The 17,189-nt window shown below is 52.3% G+C and carries 14 protein-coding genes; 7 read left to right on the forward strand and 7 right to left on the reverse strand.

Annotation, left to right across the window (positions count from 1 at the left end):
- Positions 1–36: 36 nt before the first annotated feature.
- Positions 37–525 carry a phage regulatory CII family protein gene (locus tag ACO0LM_RS17730; RefSeq protein ID WP_423038563.1) on the reverse strand — a complete coding sequence of 163 codons (489 nt, stop codon included), beginning with the start codon at positions 523–525 and terminating at the stop codon, positions 37–39.
- 116 nt (positions 526–641) lie between these two features.
- Between ACO0LM_RS17730 and ACO0LM_RS17735 the strand changes: the two genes are divergently transcribed.
- The 3 genes from ACO0LM_RS17735 to ACO0LM_RS17745 all read left to right on the forward strand — a co-directional run bounded on the left by ACO0LM_RS17735 (position 642) and on the right by ACO0LM_RS17745 (position 3,293).
- Complete coding sequence (locus ACO0LM_RS17735) at positions 642–1,538, forward strand: hypothetical protein (protein WP_423038564.1); 897 nt, start codon at positions 642–644, stop codon at positions 1,536–1,538.
- Positions 1,539–1,542: 4 nt separating this feature from the next.
- Positions 1,543–2,358, forward strand: coding sequence for a DUF2491 family protein (locus tag ACO0LM_RS17740; RefSeq protein WP_423038565.1), 816 nt, complete (start codon positions 1,543–1,545; stop codon positions 2,356–2,358).
- A 95-nt stretch (positions 2,359–2,453) separates the two neighbouring features.
- Positions 2,454–3,293 (forward strand): hypothetical protein, encoded by an 840-nt coding sequence (locus ACO0LM_RS17745; RefSeq protein WP_423038566.1) that lies wholly within the window; start codon positions 2,454–2,456, stop codon positions 3,291–3,293.
- A gap of 5 nt (positions 3,294–3,298) precedes the next feature.
- Here ACO0LM_RS17745 and ACO0LM_RS17750 read toward each other — a convergent pair whose 3' ends face one another.
- Positions 3,299–4,189, reverse strand: coding sequence for a methylglyoxal synthase (locus tag ACO0LM_RS17750; RefSeq protein WP_423038567.1), 891 nt, complete (start codon positions 4,187–4,189; stop codon positions 3,299–3,301).
- A 186-nt stretch (positions 4,190–4,375) separates the two neighbouring features.
- Here ACO0LM_RS17750 and ACO0LM_RS17755 point away from each other — a divergent pair, with 186 nt between their 5' ends.
- Positions 4,376–5,137 (forward strand): tetratricopeptide repeat protein, encoded by a 762-nt coding sequence (locus tag ACO0LM_RS17755; protein WP_423038568.1) that lies wholly within the window; start codon positions 4,376–4,378, stop codon positions 5,135–5,137.
- 27 nt (positions 5,138–5,164) lie between these two features.
- Here the strand turns inward: ACO0LM_RS17755 and ACO0LM_RS17760 are convergent, their stop codons facing one another.
- The 5 genes from ACO0LM_RS17760 to ACO0LM_RS17780 all read right to left on the reverse strand — a co-directional run bounded on the left by ACO0LM_RS17760 (position 5,165) and on the right by ACO0LM_RS17780 (position 11,766).
- Positions 5,165–7,561 (reverse strand): sensor domain-containing protein, encoded by a 2,397-nt coding sequence (locus ACO0LM_RS17760; RefSeq protein WP_423038569.1) that lies wholly within the window; start codon positions 7,559–7,561, stop codon positions 5,165–5,167.
- Positions 7,558–8,838, reverse strand: a complete 1,281-nt coding sequence (locus ACO0LM_RS17765) for an HD-GYP domain-containing protein (RefSeq protein ID WP_423038570.1) — start codon at positions 8,836–8,838, stop codon at positions 7,558–7,560. Before ACO0LM_RS17765 ends, ACO0LM_RS17760 begins: the two co-directional genes overlap by 4 nt.
- A 303-nt stretch (positions 8,839–9,141) precedes the next feature.
- Positions 9,142–9,615 (reverse strand): YybH family protein, encoded by a 474-nt coding sequence (locus ACO0LM_RS17770; RefSeq protein ID WP_423038571.1) that lies wholly within the window; start codon positions 9,613–9,615, stop codon positions 9,142–9,144.
- Positions 9,616–9,679: 64 nt separating this feature from the next.
- The gene (locus ACO0LM_RS17775) at positions 9,680–10,699 is read right to left on the reverse strand and encodes a transporter (RefSeq protein WP_423038572.1); all 1,020 of its coding nucleotides are present in this window, start codon (positions 10,697–10,699) and stop codon (positions 9,680–9,682) included.
- A 107-nt stretch (positions 10,700–10,806) separates the two neighbouring features.
- Positions 10,807–11,766, reverse strand: coding sequence for a LysR family transcriptional regulator (locus tag ACO0LM_RS17780; RefSeq protein WP_422989906.1), 960 nt, complete (start codon positions 11,764–11,766; stop codon positions 10,807–10,809).
- A gap of 296 nt (positions 11,767–12,062) precedes the next feature.
- On the opposite strand from ACO0LM_RS17780, the gene ACO0LM_RS17785 reads away from it, so the two are divergent.
- The 3 genes from ACO0LM_RS17785 (at position 12,063) to ACO0LM_RS17795 (ending at position 17,169) form a co-directional block, all read left to right on the forward strand.
- Positions 12,063–14,945, forward strand: a complete 2,883-nt coding sequence (locus ACO0LM_RS17785; RefSeq protein ID WP_423038573.1) for a TonB-dependent receptor plug domain-containing protein — start codon at positions 12,063–12,065, stop codon at positions 14,943–14,945.
- A 268-nt stretch (positions 14,946–15,213) separates the two neighbouring features.
- A complete protein-coding gene (locus ACO0LM_RS17790) occupies positions 15,214–15,513 on the forward strand; it encodes a hypothetical protein (RefSeq protein WP_423038574.1) in 300 nt (99 codons plus the stop codon).
- Positions 15,514–15,591: 78 nt separating this feature from the next.
- Complete coding sequence (locus ACO0LM_RS17795) at positions 15,592–17,169, forward strand: tetratricopeptide repeat protein (RefSeq protein ID WP_423038575.1); 1,578 nt, start codon at positions 15,592–15,594, stop codon at positions 17,167–17,169.
- Positions 17,170–17,189 lie beyond the last annotated feature (20 nt).

Below are 17,189 nucleotides of genomic sequence, written 5' to 3' on the forward strand. Positions count from 1 at the left end.
TTAGCGCAGACCTGCTTGCCGTCAGGTCAACACGCCCTAGTCTCTCTGGCGATGATGGGCACGAATGCGTGCACGCCATTCACCCAGCACGGTCAGCGCACTCTGGAATTCTCTTTCTATCAAGTCGGCTTCGGCATCGGTGATCACGCCGTCCAGCAGGGCGGTTGATACCGCTTCGGCCACATCGCCAACACGACTCATGACGCGGCATACGGTTTGCGACAAATCATCTTCACTGACCTGATCCGGTTCTGGAATGGCAAAGGCAGCCATGCCATGCCGGCTGAGCAAGGCATGCAGGGGCAGGTGGGCATCCTTGACACCGGCCTGGTGGCAATGTTCGACGATCACGGAAAGTTCTTCAAACGATGGGTAATGCGACTCTATGCCCGGTGCCAGTTTGTTGCGCAAGACATTCACCGACACGCCCATGCGGCTTGCCAGCGCTTCCAAACCACCAGGATATGCGCGCGCTATTTTGTACAGGGCGTCGTGCTGGTTCATATCCGAATATTTCCGTGTCATGGTGAATTCCCTAATTTATTACCGATGAACTTTGCAATTTTGCTCACTATGATGACATCCATCAAGCGATGAGGGATTGTACAGAGAGCTTAATCTTTTTTCTATAGACCAGGACCATGAACAATTTTTATCACAAATTAATCATCACGTTGGCACTGATTCTGCCCCTGATCGCCAATACGGTCAATGCAGCTGGACGTTCCGGTGGTTCGTCTACGGGTTTCAAGGGTGGTTTCTCTTCGCAAAGAAATGTCAGCAAGCCAGCACCGTCGAAATCATCGAGCACCTCGTTTGGTAGTTTTAATACGAGTAAGCCGGCAAGCAGCAGGAATTCTGATTCGGTAATGAACCGTGACCTGCAAAAAAACCAGGCCCAGGCGAACGCCCTGAAAAGCATGGATGCGCGCAAACAGGCAACTATGCCAGCATCACCGCCGCCGCTGAATGCCGGTAACAGTACTGGCAACAACGCTGGCAGCAATAACAACAATAGCTTTGGCAGCAATGGGGGCAATGCTGGTAACAACGCGACCAACAACGGTTTTGCCTATGGCAATGCGGGCAACATGAACAGACCTGTGACACCAGTACCGACGGCACCGGTGATCGTAAGCAGTCCTGCGCCTGCGCCCATCATCGTGCAACGCAGTGGTATGGGTGGCGGTATGGCAGGTGCTTTCATGGGTTTCATGCTGGGCAGCATGATCAGTCATCCGGCGGCTGCTGAATCTGCCGGACCGCGTTCCGGCCAACTGGAACCGATTGCTGGCCAAAGCAGCACAGTCGGCGATAACGCTAGCGCCAGTCTGCCGACCCTGAATACTCAGAGTGCCCAGATTGCCCAGCGCGCCAGTGCGGTACAGGAAGAAGGCAGTGGCTGGAAACTGCTGCGCTTGGCGGCATGGAGCCTGATCCTGGGTGGCCTGGGCTGGCTCACTTACAAAATCTGGCGAGTCGTTAAACCAGTGCGCAAGCAAGCATCTACAGCAAATTACAGTTTGGGAGGAAATTAATATCATGGCCTGGAAAGATGCATACCAATACGTAGGAAAAATTCTCGGCAAGCAGGATGCTGACCAGCACAGCCCGCAAGACAGGCATGTAGAAAGTGGTCGTCAGGATGCCGCCCTGCCCTTGGGTGCGCGCATAGGCAGCGTGGTGAATGTGCAGAAGACACCATTGATACGCGCTATCAGCCAGGGTTCGTTGATCGTCATGCCGGATGAAGCTGAGACCCGCATCGTGGCCATCAGTCGTGTGCAGTTGCCGATCGCCGGCAAGATGTATCGCTATTACCTGAATGCCGATGCAGAAGGGGGTGAAAAATTCCTGCAGTTGTATTGCGATGCCGATGATCAACTGCAAGAGCTTTTGTATTGCAGCCACCTGACCCGCGTGATACCGGAGACGGTGGAAGACCAGCAAGCCTTTCTCGGCGAAAACGGGGTGGGCCTGGGTGACCGCAGTTACAGCCTGTGGCGCCAGCAACTGACCGACATAGGGTGGGACGAGGCCAGCCTGGATGCTGCATTTGCCGATGCTGACAGCCTGCTGTATGAGCGCGATATTGGTGACCCGGGGCTGGATTTTGTGGCACCTGTCAAAGGTGTGGAAACCCGCATCGATGATGCTGGTGGCCAGCATGGCCTGCAACAGGAAGTGGTTTTCATGCCGTATCGCCGCAGCCTGGCAGCAGAGGGCGGGCAGACAGAATTATTGCTGATCAGCACAGAGATTTTGCACAGCAAGGATGGTGACGCCACACAGCGCAGCATCCACGTTGATTTCATGATTGCTTTGCCGCTGGAAGCGGAAAGGCTACTGGTGCAATAGCACCGTTTTAATGCAGCACAACACCCGAAGTACAACACTGAAGCGCAACACCTGAAGCACAAAACTGACCGCATCACACACCGAAAGGAAGTAACATGAGTAACTTGAATGGCTGGGGCTTGACCGCACGTCTGATTTCCAAACACTTTGGTGCTTTAGGCGATAAAGTATCGGAAGCCATCGCCAATTTTGATCCGGAAACAGCAACAGAAGCCGATCGTGACCGGCTGGCAGCCACCCTGCGTGAAACGGCGCAAAAGCTGGCAGCAGCACGTGCTTCTTTCGACAAGGAACACGCCGATGTTGTGCGTCTGCGTGACTTGATCGCCAACGACGAAAAAGCCTCGGCAACACTGGCAGATCGTCTGGCTGCGGGTAAAATTTCTGAAGCAACGGTGAGTCTGTTTTGCGATGAACTGGAAGCCAACAAGACCCGCCTGCCGCTGGAAATCCAGGAAGAAGCCGATGCCCAGGAATACATGAACGAATTGCAGAAAATCGTTGATGCGTTTTCTAATCAACTGGCTGAATTTGATGCAGCGGCCAAAAAAGCCCTGCAAAACCTGGCATCGGCAAAAGCCCAGAAAGACCTGCAGCAATTGCGCGTGGAAAGACAGGAACAGTTGAGCAATCTGTCTGGCATGCAAAGTCATTCGACCGCCTTGAATGCACTGACCCGACGCGCCCAGAATGTCAGCAACGAAGCGGCAGGCTTGCGGATCGTCGCCGATATTACGCAAAAGCCGATGGATCAGGCTGCCGAGATTAACGCTATCCGTAAATCGGTAGCCCAGGGTGACAATACCGGTGAAAGCACGCTGGAAAGGCTGAAGCGTTTGTCAGGCCAGAATGCTGCCGCCGCTACTGCTGCAACTACTGCCACTACCGCAACCAGTCCAGGCCCGGCAAATCCGGCAAGCGCAACCGCAGCCTGATCGTTTCAGATCGCGGCTCTTTGCGTCAGCAAGCTGAGCCAGCGGTCCGCACCACTGACTTCACTGATGACCTGGGAAAAATCAGTGACGGTGCGGGCCGCCCGTTCCAGCAACTGGATGTCAGCTTCATGCTGACGTGCCACATGCGGGTCTTCCAGAAACAGGATGCGACGTATCTGGCGGTCCAGCACCAGTTCTGCCAGTTGGGCATCGCCGCCCAAAGGGCCGGACAAGAATGGACGGGTCCAGTTCTTGCCGGCTTCTTCTCCCTTGACCTGTTGCGCCAGGCGGTTCAACAAACCGCCGGTGGTGCCGGTGGCATAACGATAGGCAAAGCGGTCCAGCAAGGGGAAATGTTTCTCTGCCATGGCCAACATGCTTTCCTTCATCGCATCATGGGCGATCAGGGCGATGCCTTCCTGTTCCAGTTGAAAGCTGCCATTCAGGCGGGTATCCATGCTGGCCCCGGCTGCAGTGGCTTCCAGTTCCAACCATTCGCGGGCACTGGCCAGGGTCGCCAGAAAGGGCTTGCGATGGATGACGCACTGGCGTTTCAACGCCTGTGCTTCAGGAAAAACCGAAGAAGGATCGACCGGGTCAATCAGGTAAATCACCGCGTCCACCGCCCGCGCCGTATCAGTATCGACGACGCGCGACACCAGTTTCATCAAGCCACCTTCCCTGCCATAGGGAAAACGTTCTACGCTGGGGCAGGCTTCCAGCAGACCATGGGAAATGATCGCATCCAGGGTCCGGCCAACAATCACCAGTTCTGCCTGCAAATGCCTGAGCGCCGGACCAGCGCCATGCAGTAGCTGTACCAGGGCAGAATTTGTTGCATCCTGGTGCGAGCGATTGGCGATCAATCCTATGCGGAGCTTTTTGGCGGCGGTCACGTGGGCTATCCTTGAATATAGTTTGAAGCGGGGTATCACCCCCAGTTTACCTTGTGTTTGCCGGTGTGTGCCGCAAACATGGGCATTCAGGCTACATTTTGTTACCTATTCCAACAGTGGCGAAACACGTCAGCAATATGAGGAGCGTAGCATCTGGGTTCAGGCGATATGACAGGTGAGGATGAGATGAAAAAGTGGCGACATCTGTTGATAGTATTGACGGTCATGCTGTCTTGCGCATCCGCTCTGGGTGATGATGACTTTGATGATGAAATGCAAGTCCGTCGCTGGGCCTTGCTGGGTGACACACAGGCGCAGAATATGCTGGGCCTGCTGTATCTGGATAGTGACGAGAGCATGCAAAACCGCCAGGAAGCCGCTTATTGGCTGGAACAGGCGGCCGATCAGGGGCATGCCGGTGCGCAGGCGAATCTGGGTGTCATGTACCTGATGGGAGAAGGTGAAGAAGCTGACGAAGCACAGGCATTCCGTCTGTTCCGCCGTGCCGCAGTGCAAGGCATGGCATCAGCCCAACTGGCGCTCGGTTATATGTATGCGACCGGCAAGGGCGTCGAAGTGAATCCCGAAGAAGCAGTATTCTGGTATCAGCAGGCAGCCCAGCAGGGTAATGCCAGCGCCCAGCATCATCTGGCCCTGGCGTATCAGGATGGTGAAGGCGTGGATAAGAATGGTAAGTTGGCCGCCCAGTGGGAAAGCCTGGCAGCCAATCAGGGTTTGTCCACCGCCCAGTTCCAGATGGGCTTGCGCTACCTGCATGGTGACGGTGTGACAGCTGACCTGATGACCGGTTATGCCTATCTGCTGAAAGCCAGCATGAAGGTCGGCAGCATGGCCATGGACAGCCGTGAACTGGTCAGCAGTGACCTGACGTCAGAACAAATTGCTGAAATCCGTGATGATTCCCGTTACTGGAAGGCGCCTTTGTAAAGTACGTTCTGGCCTTGGGTGCATTGCTCAGGACAAATAGCGCTTTTCAAATTCTTCTGCCGATACCGCAGCTGAAAAAAGATAACCCTGCATTTCATCGCAATGCATGTTCTGCAGGAAGTCGCGTTGCTGTGCGGTTTCCACACCTTCTGCCAGGACGCGCAATTTCAATGCCTGGGCCAGATGGATAATGGCGGTCACGATGGCGACATCGCTTTCATCGGTGGGCAGGGCATCGATAAACGAACGGTCAATTTTCAGTTTGTAGATAGGGAAGCGTTTCAGGTAACTGAGACTGGAATAGCCGGTACCAAAGTCATCAATCGCCAGTTTCACGCCCAGTTCCGCCAGGGACTGCAGCCTTTTCAAGGCTTCTTCAGCATCCCGTATCAGGATGGACTCGGTCAGTTCCAGTTCTATGCATTCCGGCTTCAAGTCATTTTCCTGCAGGGCCAGGGCGACGCTTTCCACAAAATTGGTTTGCTGGAATTGCAGCGCCGATACATTGATGGCGATGCGGATCTGCTTGCCGTCTTTATTCCACAGCGCTGCCTGACGGATAGCAGTTTGCATGACCCAGTTGCCGATGGGGACGATGACCCCGGATTCTTCGGCGATGGGGATGAATTGTGCGGGGCTGACTTCACCCAGGTCCTTGTCGGTCCAGCGCAATAAAGCTTCAACACCCAGCAACTTGCCGGTTTTTAATTCTATCTGTGGTTGGTAATGCAGGCGAAACAGATTGTGTTCGAGGGCCTGACGCATGGCATGGTCCATCTTCATGCGTGACAGCAGGCCGATGTTCATCTGGCGCTGGTAAAAGCGGAAGTCGGAACGGCCACGTTCCTTGACGTAATACATGGCGCTGTCGGCATTCTTGATCAGGTCAGCCATGCTGCTGCCATCAGCCGGGTAGAGGGCAATCCCTATACTGGAGGTAACAGTGAAGTTCATGCCATCCATGGAGAATGGGGCCGACAATTCATCCAGCACACGCCTGGCACAAATTTCTGCCCCTTCTGCACTCGCTTCATGCAATAACAAGACAAATTCGTCACCGCCCAGGCGTGACGCCGTATCCACTTGGCGTATGCACTTTTTCAGTCTTTCGGTGACTTGCTGCAAGACGCGGTCACCAAAAGGATGGCCGAGCGAATCATTGATCTGCTTGAAATGATCAAGGTCAAGATACAGCAGGGCAAACGTGGTGTTGCTGCGGCTGGAAATGGTGATGGATTGCTTGATGCGTTCTTGCAGCAACAAGCGGTTGGGCAAACCGGTCAGCACGTCGGAAAACGCGAGTTCCTCGATTCTTTGCTTGGCGGTATGGGTTTCAGTCCTGTCCTTGAAAAAGCCAATGTAGTTCAGGGCCTTGCCCTGCATGTCAACCACCTTGACCAGTGAAATCATGCACAGATAGGCGTGGCCATTCTTTCGCCTTATCCACAATTCGCCTTCCCAGAAACCGAGATTTTCCAGCTCTTTCAGCAGGTTTTCCACCTGTTCGGTATTGCCTTCTTCGTCAAAGAAGTCTTTTGGTGTCTTACCCACCATTTCCACTTCGCTATAGCTGCTCAGCCTTTCGAAACTGGGATTGGTGGTGATGATTTTTTGTTCTGCATCGGTGATGAAGATGGCATCGGTGCTGGATTCAAAGACCTTGGCGGCCAGTTGCAGGCGCGCTTCATCGGCCAGCCTCTGGGTAATATCGCGGTAGGAATAGACTCGACCAATCGGGCGGCCCCGCGCATATTGCGGCAGGGTGACACGCTCCAGTATCTTGCCCGAACGCAGTACCAGTACATCGGTGGCTTCCATCAGCGGCGAGCGGGTGATGGTGCCCAGTCTTTCGGTATAGTGGGTGGCATCCAGCATGCATTTGTCCATCCACGCATAGATGGCATCGTCATCGCGTTGTGTCAGCAAGTCATCGGGCAAGCCCCACAGTTCGGCAAACAGGTGGTTATAGCTGCGGATGGCACCGTCGAGATCGGTGACCAGGATGCCGTCTGCGGTTGATTCCAGGGTCGCCCTTAATTCGGCGATGAGTTTTTCCAGTTCATTTTCCACCTGTCTCTGGCTGGAGCGGTCATGGATGGCGACGACATAGATGGAACCATCCATGCCCACCTTGACCAGGCTGACCCGTCTTTCCACCTGCACGATGCTGTCATCGGCACGCTGCAACAAGGTTTCTGAATGGATGCTGTCGGACAGGCCAGCAGCGACATCTTCCCAAAAAAATACATCTTCCGGTGCTGCCGCCAGGTCTATGATGCCGCGTCCGACCAGGCTGTCTGGTGCCATTTTCAGCAATTGGTGAACGGCGCGGTTGGCAGCGACAATGCGCAACTGTATCGGGTCGACCAGCAGTATGGCTTCCAGCATGCCTTCTATCAGGGCTTGCCACTGATGGGCCTTCACGATGCGGCCCCGCTTTCTGCCTCTGGTCCCATTTCCAGGCCGCGTTCAAAGAAATAACACAGGCGCTTGCGGGGTGACAGGTAGTCGTAGGCAGCTTTCGGCAATTGCAAGGGTTTCAGGCTGCGGTGTATGCACAGTGTGCTTTCATGTTCCAGATTGATGACCAGGGCTTCATCGCGTGGTACCGATGGGCTGTGGATGACCACTTTGGGTTTGATCGGACGGGCAGAATTCACCGATACCACCATGGCATACCTTTCATCAGTCAGTTGCACCACCGAACCCGGTGGGTAAATGCCCATCATGCGGATAAAGGCCGTCAGTGTCGCCGGATGGAATTGCGCTTTGCGCTGGGTAAAAATCTGCGACAGGGCTTCATGCGGCGTCACTGCCAGTGCCGGGTTGGCGGGGTTGCACAAATTGTCGTACAGATTGACAAGCGCCACGATGCGGCTGATGGGGCTGATTTTGTCGCCCATGACATGGCGCGGATAGCCGCTGCCATCGGCATATTCATGATGCTGTCCAATCAGTAGCATGGCGTTGGGCGACAGACCCATTTTGCGGGCGAGATTCAGGCCGTGCATGACATGGTCATGGTAGAGCTGGTTTTCGGCGTGATTGAAATGTTCATCTTGCCAGCGCAGGCGGTCCGGCAATTCTATCTTGCCGATGTCGTGCAGGATGGCACCGATACCCAGGTCCAGCATGTCGGCCTTGCTCAGATGCAGTGCCCGCCCCAGCAACAGGGAAATCACGGTTACATTGATGGAATGCAGTGAGGTTTTCTCGCCCGCTTTTTCTGACAGCAGGCGGATGGCGGCTTCATCTTCACCCAGGATTTCTCCCAGGAAGCCTTGTATCAATTGTTCGGTCAGTTCCCTGGCCGTAACCGGCTGGGCATGGGCGATTTCTGTGACATGTTTGAAGGTCTGGGCTGCATGGGAGAATTGTCGCTCGCATACCTGCAGGCTGGCTTGCTGGCTGGCCAGCAATTCCCGCCTTAGCCTGGAGGCGTGGCTGGCCGCACTTTCTTGCGGATGTGGTGCAGACGCTTTCAAATCGGTCTTGCCGGCGTCGGCTTCAGGCGTACTTTTGTCCGGTGCATAACGGATACGTTCCAGACCCAGCGAACGTATGGTGTCAATTTGCGACTGATTGCTGATTTTGAAATTAGAAACGGGAAAAGGGTGATCCATCCAGCCGACGTCAAGATACACAAACATCCCTGTGCGCAGTTGGGAAAGCTCAATGAACTGTGTATGAATATCAGTCATGATACCCGTTTCTTGATGACAGACCCTGTCATTGGATTTTTTGTTCTCGCCAGGCCGCTCATCCCTTAAGGTCCGGCGTCTTCACCCGCTTGGTATTTAGTTTGGTGTTTAGTTTGGTGTTTAAGCCACTTGCCAAGTAACCCGCATTCAGTATAGTCATCCCTGTACCATCAGCCTGTAAGTTATATATTGCACATGGTACAACAGTTTTTTGCAACAATAGTTGCAACTACGCCAAATTGTGGGTTTTATGCCAGATTTTCATCGTTTATTGTAGGTAAATGCCGATTTTTCGCATATTGGTCAAGGTTTGGCGCAGTCGCAGACATCGTTGCCCTTGTCAAAGATGATGCGCCAGACGCCAGGGCTTTCCTGACGCCAGATGGAAGTGAAGGTAGCGACGATTTTTCCCTGCGGGTCTTTGACCGGCCCTGTACTCAGGGCTAATTGACCAGAATTCAACACTTCGACGGTTTCCGGTGCCCAGGAAAAAGGTGCGGCGGGCCCTTCATAAAAGCGTTTCCAGGCGGCGGCGACTTCCTGTTTTCCATGCAATACTTTTTTAGTGGAAAAGAATACCGTTTCTTCTGACAGGAACTGGCTGAAAGCCTGGTGGTCACGTGTTTCCATGCTTTTCGCAAACGCGCGTTCAGTCTGCATGACCTGATTGACCAGATCAGCAGTGTTGACAGGGGCATCTGCGGCCATCGCCGCGTGACCAGGCATTGCTGCCAGACTAAGGCTGGCGAAAAACAGTCGGGACAAGATTTTGCGCATGAGAGGCTCCTTCATGAATGTGAAAGTGGTGGAACAGGTCAACACGCCCTTGACCCAAAGGTTCTTAGTCCTTATTGTTTTTCTTGAATGCCAGCCAGCCGGCAATGACGGTAAAGGTCGCGACGATGGCAACAACGATCCAGAAGCCGTCTTCATGCTGCGCCAGCGGGATGCCGCCGACATTCATGCCCAGCAGGCCAGCAATGATGTTGATGGGCAGGGCCAGCACGGTAACGATGGTCAGTACGAACAGGGAGCGGTTGTTTTGTTCATTGACACTGGCGGCAATTTCTTCCTGCAAGAGTTTGATGCGTTCCTGCAGCGACGCCATATCGCTTAGCACGACGGCAAATTCTTCGGTGGACTGGCGCAGTTCCTGCACGTCCCGTTCTGCCACCCAGACCGGTGGTCTTTGCAACAGGCGGAACAGGGCGGCCGGTTCCGGTGCCAGCAGTCTTTGCAGTCGGACCAGCACCCGGCGCAGTTCACCCAGGTTGGCGCGCTTGTGGTTCAGGCGGTCTGCCAGCAAATGGTCTTCAATATCGTCAATTTTTTTGATGACAGTGCGTACGATACCGATCAGCACATCGGCCTGGTCACGCAATAAGTGGGTCAGCAATTCGGTTGGGGAAGCGAAATGTTCGCCCTGGTTGACGGCATTGCGCAGGCGATCCACCGATTGCAGGGGCTTGCGCCGGGCGCTGATCATGAGGGTGCCGGTGACGTTCAGCCACAAGGTGGCAATGTCGGATGCTTCAAAGGCAAAGTCATGCAGTACATCGTTCACCACCGCAATCAGGCTGTGATCGGCATGTTCGATGCGGGTGGAACGTGAACCCTCGTGCAGGGTTTCATAAAATTCTTCCGGCAAATCGGCATATTCATGCAGCCATTTTTCTGCCGCCACGTTCGACAGATTGAAATGCAGCCAGATAAAGGAATCATCTCTGGCGCTGTGCCTGGATTGCAGCCATTCCACAGCATCTTTGGTTTGCATGGGTTTGCCGGGCTGATCACGGGCAAAAATATAACCGCAGATGAGTCCTGACTGATCCGAACCATAAGATAATTGATCTGTTTGCATTGACTGTCCAGGCGAAGAAACTGGCGACATTGTAAATCAGCCCTGTGCGCTTCATAGCAGTCTTTCAAGCAATTTGCCTGGAACGCACAGCTTGTGATAGTTCAGTGTCAATTAATCAGCATATTCTTGTATGTCAGCGAAGCCTGGCGTACGCAATCCTGGAAAGTCAGTGCAGCATGGGACAATGGCCGGGTCTTGTTCCAGATCATGCCGACCGGGCTGGGCAATGGACCCAGGTTCAATGGCAGTATTTGCAATACACCTTCCGCCACCGATTGCCGGGCTGCCGACAGCGACAGCAGGCCAAGGCGTGGCGGCTCCATCAGCAAAGGCAGGTTGACAGAGCGGGAAACCGATTCGATCACATCGGTTGGTTTGTTGACACCGTTCTTGGCCAGCAGGTTGATCATGCGTTTGTAGGTCGGCGATTCTTCCACCGACAATATCCATGGCAGGTTGTTTAAATCCTTCCAGGTCAGGTTGTCGCGGTGTGCCAGCGGGTTTTTACTGGAGGTGACGATGACCAGCGGGTCGTCGTACAGCACTTCTTCCTGCAAATGCTCGGCAGCGCGTTCGGAAAACACGCGGCCGATGACGATGTCGAGCTTACCCTCACGCAGATCCTGCAATTGCTGGTCGACGGTACCGTCCATGATGCGGAGGGTGACATTCGGCCAGTTGGTTTTGAGAATCTTGACTGCCTTGGGGATGATGGTGGTCGACACCACGCTCAGGATACCTATGGTGACCTTGCCCACGGTGCCTGAGGCCAAGGAGCGCATTTCCTGATGGGCTTTTTGCAAATTGAATAATACTTCCCGCGCATGTCGTATCAGACATTCACCCGAAGGTGTTGGTTTTATACCACGCCCGGCTCTTTCGAACAGCTTGACACCGATCCCTTCTTCCATTTCGCCCAGCATCTTGGAAACGGCCGGCTGGCTGACATGCAAAGACGCCGCAACGTGAGCAACCGTCTGCTTGTCAGCCAGTTCGACCAGCAAGCGAAGGTGCTTGATTTTGAGGTGTCGAGCAAAATACTTTTCTATAGGCAATGAATCAATCATAACGATATCTGTATGGTTTTGCGCCAATTTCTCATTGGACGGTAATGAAATGGTAGTGGGATCATACACGCATGAAACAAAGTGTAACGACTAGCTTGCAATCATTACGCTGATAAATATCAAATTTTGTTAGCAAATTTACAGGCGTCTTTGTGCATTTTTGCGCATTTTTTGCACTTTTTTGTTTAAGCAGCGCTTGGGTTCGACCGCGATCCGGCACCTCAGTTCATAAGAACTTGCCGGATTTGTCTTTTTTACGGTTTGAACCTATTCATGATTTACCAAGGAGAAATTGAATGTTTTATCAAGAGAAGAAGTGTGCTTACGCCGTAAAACTGGCGTTGGCAATGTTGTCAGGTGGCGTACTGGCAAGTGCCCAGGCGCAGGACCTGAAGTCTGAACCAGTTGAAAAAGTTCAAAAAATTGAAGTGACAGGTTCTCACATCAAGCGTATCGACAAGGAAGGTACTTCCCCTATCCAGACGCTGACAGCAAAAGATATCAGCCAAAGTGGTGCGACCACTGTCGCCGAATTGCTGCGCACTATACCAGCTCTGGGTAGTGGTGGTGCATTTGACGCGGTTGATGGCGGTTTTTCTCGTGGTGTTGCAACGGCGTCCCTGCGTGGCCTGGGTTCCAGTTCCACCCTGATTTTGCTGAATGGCCGTCGCATGACACCATCCGCTTACGCCAATCCTAACCAGGGTCAGTCCACGCTGTATGACATCAACAGTATTCCCCTGTCGATGCTGGAACGCGTAGAGATTTTCAAAGACGGCGCCTCTGCAGTGTACGGTTCCGACGCGATTGCCGGTGTTATCAACTTCATCACCAAGAGCGATTACCAGGGCGTACAGATGAACGCCACCATGGGCGCAAATGATGACAACCAGTTCAAAAAGAAAAGTGTCAGTGCTTCTGCCGGTTTCGGTAACTATGCACAAAACGGTTACAACGTCAGTTTCAGCGCTGAAGTATCCAAGCATGACCGCGTTGCCATCAAAGATGCCAAGGACGTAGAAACAGGTCTGTACAGCACGCTCAACAGTCGCTTGTCGCCGTTCTCCAGCGGCATCAGTAACCAGCCTTTCTTCTACCGTGAACGTACACCGGGCAGCAAAACTTTCTTCTCTGCCAATGATGCGAATGTGGTCAATCGTACCAATTGCGATTCATCACGCCTGGTCACCGGCGGTGCGCAATACAATATCCTCCCCACCAGCGCGTTGTATGGTCGTCAATTCTGTAACTACAACCTCAACGATACTGCGGAAGTTCAGGGCGCAGGTCAGGACATCAGTGCGATGTCACGCGGCATCTATCAGATCAATGACACCTTGTCCGCGTTCGCCGAAGTGGCTTACAGCAAGACAGATCGTGATTACACCGGTCCTTCCCGTACTATTGACGGCCGTACGCCATCCACAGCGTTTGCCTTGTCCGGCGCAGGTACACCGTTCCAGGCAATTTTGCCGGTAGGCCATCCTGACAATCCTTTCCCTACCAGCCGCGCTGCCGTAGTATATCGTTTTGAAAACATCGCAGGTGGCACTAATACCACGAACGAAGCTCTGCGTTTCGCTTCCGGCCTGAAAGGTAGCTACAAGAACTGGGATTGGGAAACTGGCGTACTGTGGAACCGTTCCGAGCGTACCGATGTTTCCAATGGCTTTCTGCTGCTGCCAGAAGTACAAAAGCTGATCGACCAAAACATGTCTTTGGCCGATGCCGCCAAACAGCCTAACCTGAGCCGCGCGTTGAAGAGCGTTGGCGTTGCTGAAATCGCGCAAGCTGACTTCAAAGCCAGCACAGAATTCGGCAACCTGCCAGGTGGTGCAATCGGTCTGGCATCTGGTCTGGAATTCCGTCAGGAAAAAATGACTTTGACACCAGATAACCTGACCAGCTCTGGTCAGGTTTTGGGTTTGGCCAATCAGTTCATTCAGGGCCAACGTAATGTGACTTCCGCTTTCTTCGAAGTGCGTACACCGTTTCTGAAGAACTTTGAAATGGATTTTGCTGGCCGTGTCGACAAATACCCTAGTTTCAAAACCAATTTTGTACCAAAAGTTGGTGCAAAATGGACTGTGAATGATTCCCTGGCTTTCCGTTCGACCTATGCACAAGGTTTCCGTGCACCGGCGCTGGTACAGGTTACTGCTGGTGGTACACAGACTTTCCTGAACAGTCTGGTTGATCCTATCCGCTGCCCGGATGGCAAAACACCACTGACAGGCGCAGACAACACAGATTGCTCCAGAAGTATTTCGACCCTGATCCGTCAAAACCCTAACCTGAAGCCAGAAACATCCAGAAGTTTCTCCTTGGGCATGATCTTGTCTCCTTCCCGTGATTTCGACATCCTGGTTGACTACTACAACATCCGTAAGGAAGATGAAGTGGCTGCCCTGTCATCGACACTGATCCTGAACAACCAGGACGTCTATCCAGGTACAGTGATTCGTGATACCAACCCAGCCAATTTTGTCAAAGACAAAAACGGCAATGTGGTCCCGAATTCCGGCCCGTTGATTTCCCTGTTGAGGAACTACGTCAACCAGGGTAGTACCGTGGTCAGCGGCGTCGACGTGGAAATGGCGATGCGTAACAACCTGGGCGATAACGGCAAGCTGGACACCCGTTTCCGCACTTCGTACACGATAGAATTCCGTCGTGCAGAAAAACCGGGCGATCCTGAAACCAATCTGGTCGGTACACGCGGTAGTGTTTCCAACTTATCTACCAGCGTCGGCGATATTCCGCGTCTGCGTGCCAGCCTGTCTACTTCCTGGACCAAGCAAGCGCATACCGTCAATGGCGCGATCAACTTTGTTGGCGGTGTTTCCCTGATGCGTTACACCAATGGGTCTGAGATTTATCCGGTTTCTTACTGCCACTACGGTAGCGGCCAGCCAGCGACAGCGACGACACTGGGTGGTGTCGCCAACTACCTGACGTATGTGCCTGAATGTGCAGTAGCCAGCTGGACTACCGTAGATCTGGGATACACCTACAAAGGCTTTAAAGATGTGACCCTGGGCGTAAGTGTACTGAATGCAATGGATTCCAAAGCACCTTATGATCCAAGCTCCAGCTACACCACCAGTGGTTATAACGACACCCTGCACAATGCCTATGGTCGTGCATTCCGTGTGAATGTCGGTTACATATTCAAGTAATAAGTAACTAATAAGTAGCAGGGGCGCAAGCCCCACTCAAATGCCGTCCAGTAAATCACTGGACGGCATTTTTTTTGACGCCAGTCGTTTCAGGTAAATACCTGCAAAATTCCATGCACGTTACTTATATTACTTAGCAGAATTATCCGCTTGGGGATTCTGATAAATTAGTATAATGATAGTGAGCGCAGGGAACAGCATGATTGCACCTGTAACATACAACATACTGCTGAAATGAATCAGTATTGATTCCACAAAAGGAAAAGTCATGATTAGTTGGTTTAGTGCGAAAGACGCAAAGGATTTTGGCATGCAGCTGGCTGAATATGTAGTTGCTGAAATGCCAACGGAAGTTGCCGCGAAAAAAGACAAGACGCTGAAAAAACGAATCAAAATCCTGCAACAGTTAGAACAGAAAATACACAATTTCAAACTTGAAAATAGCTTGAACATCTACAAAAAAGCGCAATTCGGCAATATCTTCAAGTGGCATTTGCTGGAACAAGGCTATGACAAAGAGGTGGTTGAAGAGCTGACAAATATAGTGATGAAAGAAATCAGCAAATAAAGTGCCCGCATGTTCAAAATAATAAAGAATTTATTTTCTGCTAGCAAAGAGCCTGTAGATACGGCTCCTCAGACGAGCATGCTGACCGGTGCCGAGTTGAAAGCAAAAGCGGATCTGTTGTTAAATGACGGGCGCTTATTGCAGGCAAAAGAATTATACGAACAAGCTGTGCGACTAGACCCAGCGCTGACAAAAGCCCATAGCATGCTGGGCTTTTTGTATTTGGAAGAAAAGAATTCCTTGCTGGCGCATCATCACCTGGTCAAGGCACTGGAGCTTGATCCTGCGCTTGCCGACGCGCACTACATGCTGGGTAGTATTTTGTACGATAAGGGTGAGATCGCGTCAAGCGTCACCAGTTATCAGCGAGCCATTGAACTGGATAATCATCTGCCCTTAGCCTACCGGGATCTTTGTATGGCCTACATCATGCTGGGCCAGGTGCAAGAAGCACATGCGATTATCGACCGCGGCCTGGCGCTGTTTCCCGACTTTTGTGACTTGCATTACTATAAAGGTAATTTGTATTCGCTGGAACTGGATTACGCATCGGCAGAACAAAGTTTTGCGCAGGCGCTTGTCGTGGAAAATAATTCATTAATGTTGTATACCGATCTGGCCAATGCACAAGCGCAGCAAAACAAAATTGAAGAAGTGATCAAAACCTACCAATTGGCATTGTTGAAGTTTCCCGAAGCAGCCGAAGTCAAACTCAGTGAAGGGATTTCCCAACTCTTGCTGGGGGATTACCAGCAAGGATTCAAAAATTATGAACTGCGTTTAAAGGGACCCATACTGGACTTTATGTCGCGGCTTCCCAAGAATGCACGCTGGACAGGTCAACAGGATTTATCAGGGAAAGATATTCTGCTGATTACCGAGGAAGGTCATGGCGATACCATACAATTTATTCGCTTTGTGAAGCTGCTTAAATCAAGAAATTGTAAAGTGATTGTGGTTGCTTCACCCCTGCTCAAATCTTTGTTGAAAAAGGTGGAAGGCATTGATGAGCTACGTGAATTTGCCGAAGAAATTGCCTTCGACTACTACTCGCCCTTGATGAGCCTGCCTTTAGTGCTGGGCACCACGGTGGAGACTATTCCTGCTGCTATTTCCTATATCTCAAGTGAAGCAGAACATGTTGCGACCTGGCGTCAAAAATTGGGGGCCCGCAGTGGAAAACCATTCATAGGCATTGCCCTGACTGGTAACCCGCAACATAAAAAAAACAATACCAGGTCATTGGATATAGATTTGACTACCCGGCTGTTTGCGCTTGATGCGGACTTTATCATCCTGCAAAAGGATGTCTCAGCACATGACCAGGAAATACTGAGGCAGTATCCTAATGTCAGGCATTATGGACCGGAGATGCACGATTTTTCGGATACGGCGGCGCTGGTGGATTTGGTAGACCTGGTGATTTCCGTTGACACTTCCATCGCGCATCTTGGCGGTGCCATGGGTAAGCCAACCTGGGTCTTGATTGAATACAATCCGGACTGGCGCTGGTTACTGGATAGAACGGACAGTCCCTGGTATCCGTCTGTGCGTTTATTCCGGCAACCCAGGGTAAGGGACTGGGATAGCGTAATGGGTGACGTGAAACAGGCGCTGCAGCCTTACTGGCAGAAATTACCTGCGTTAGATATCTAGTGGATTGTAACAATTGAAAG

It is taken from the genome of Undibacterium sp. Di26W (assembly GCF_049340265.1).
GTDB lineage: Bacteria > Pseudomonadota > Gammaproteobacteria > Burkholderiales > Burkholderiaceae_D > Undibacterium.

What these genes read in the sequence shown, in the direction of transcription:
- ACO0LM_RS17795 (WP_423038575.1), top strand. Translation starts at nt 15,592, where the DNA reads ATGCTGACCGGTGCCGAGTTGAAAGCAAAAGCGGATCTGTTGTTAAAT.
- ACO0LM_RS17735 (WP_423038564.1), top strand. Translation starts at nt 642, where the DNA reads ATGAACAATTTTTATCACAAATTAATCATCACGTTGGCACTGATTCTG.
- ACO0LM_RS17790 (WP_423038574.1), top strand. Translation starts at nt 15,214, where the DNA reads ATGATTAGTTGGTTTAGTGCGAAAGACGCAAAGGATTTTGGCATGCAG.
- ACO0LM_RS17785 (WP_423038573.1), top strand. Translation starts at nt 12,063, where the DNA reads ATGTTTTATCAAGAGAAGAAGTGTGCTTACGCCGTAAAACTGGCGTTG.
- ACO0LM_RS17770 (WP_423038571.1), bottom strand. Translation starts at nt 9,615, where the DNA reads ATGCGCAAAATCTTGTCCCGACTGTTTTTCGCCAGCCTTAGTCTGGCA.
- ACO0LM_RS17745 (WP_423038566.1), top strand. Translation starts at nt 2,454, where the DNA reads ATGAGTAACTTGAATGGCTGGGGCTTGACCGCACGTCTGATTTCCAAA.
- ACO0LM_RS17775 (WP_423038572.1), bottom strand. Translation starts at nt 10,699, where the DNA reads ATGCAAACAGATCAATTATCTTATGGTTCGGATCAGTCAGGACTCATC.
- ACO0LM_RS17740 (WP_423038565.1), top strand. Translation starts at nt 1,543, where the DNA reads ATGGCCTGGAAAGATGCATACCAATACGTAGGAAAAATTCTCGGCAAG.
- ACO0LM_RS17730 (WP_423038563.1), bottom strand. Translation starts at nt 525, where the DNA reads ATGACACGGAAATATTCGGATATGAACCAGCACGACGCCCTGTACAAA.
- ACO0LM_RS17780 (WP_422989906.1), bottom strand. Translation starts at nt 11,766, where the DNA reads ATGATTGATTCATTGCCTATAGAAAAGTATTTTGCTCGACACCTCAAA.
- ACO0LM_RS17755 (WP_423038568.1), top strand. Translation starts at nt 4,376, where the DNA reads ATGAAAAAGTGGCGACATCTGTTGATAGTATTGACGGTCATGCTGTCT.
- ACO0LM_RS17765 (WP_423038570.1), bottom strand. Translation starts at nt 8,838, where the DNA reads ATGACTGATATTCATACACAGTTCATTGAGCTTTCCCAACTGCGCACA.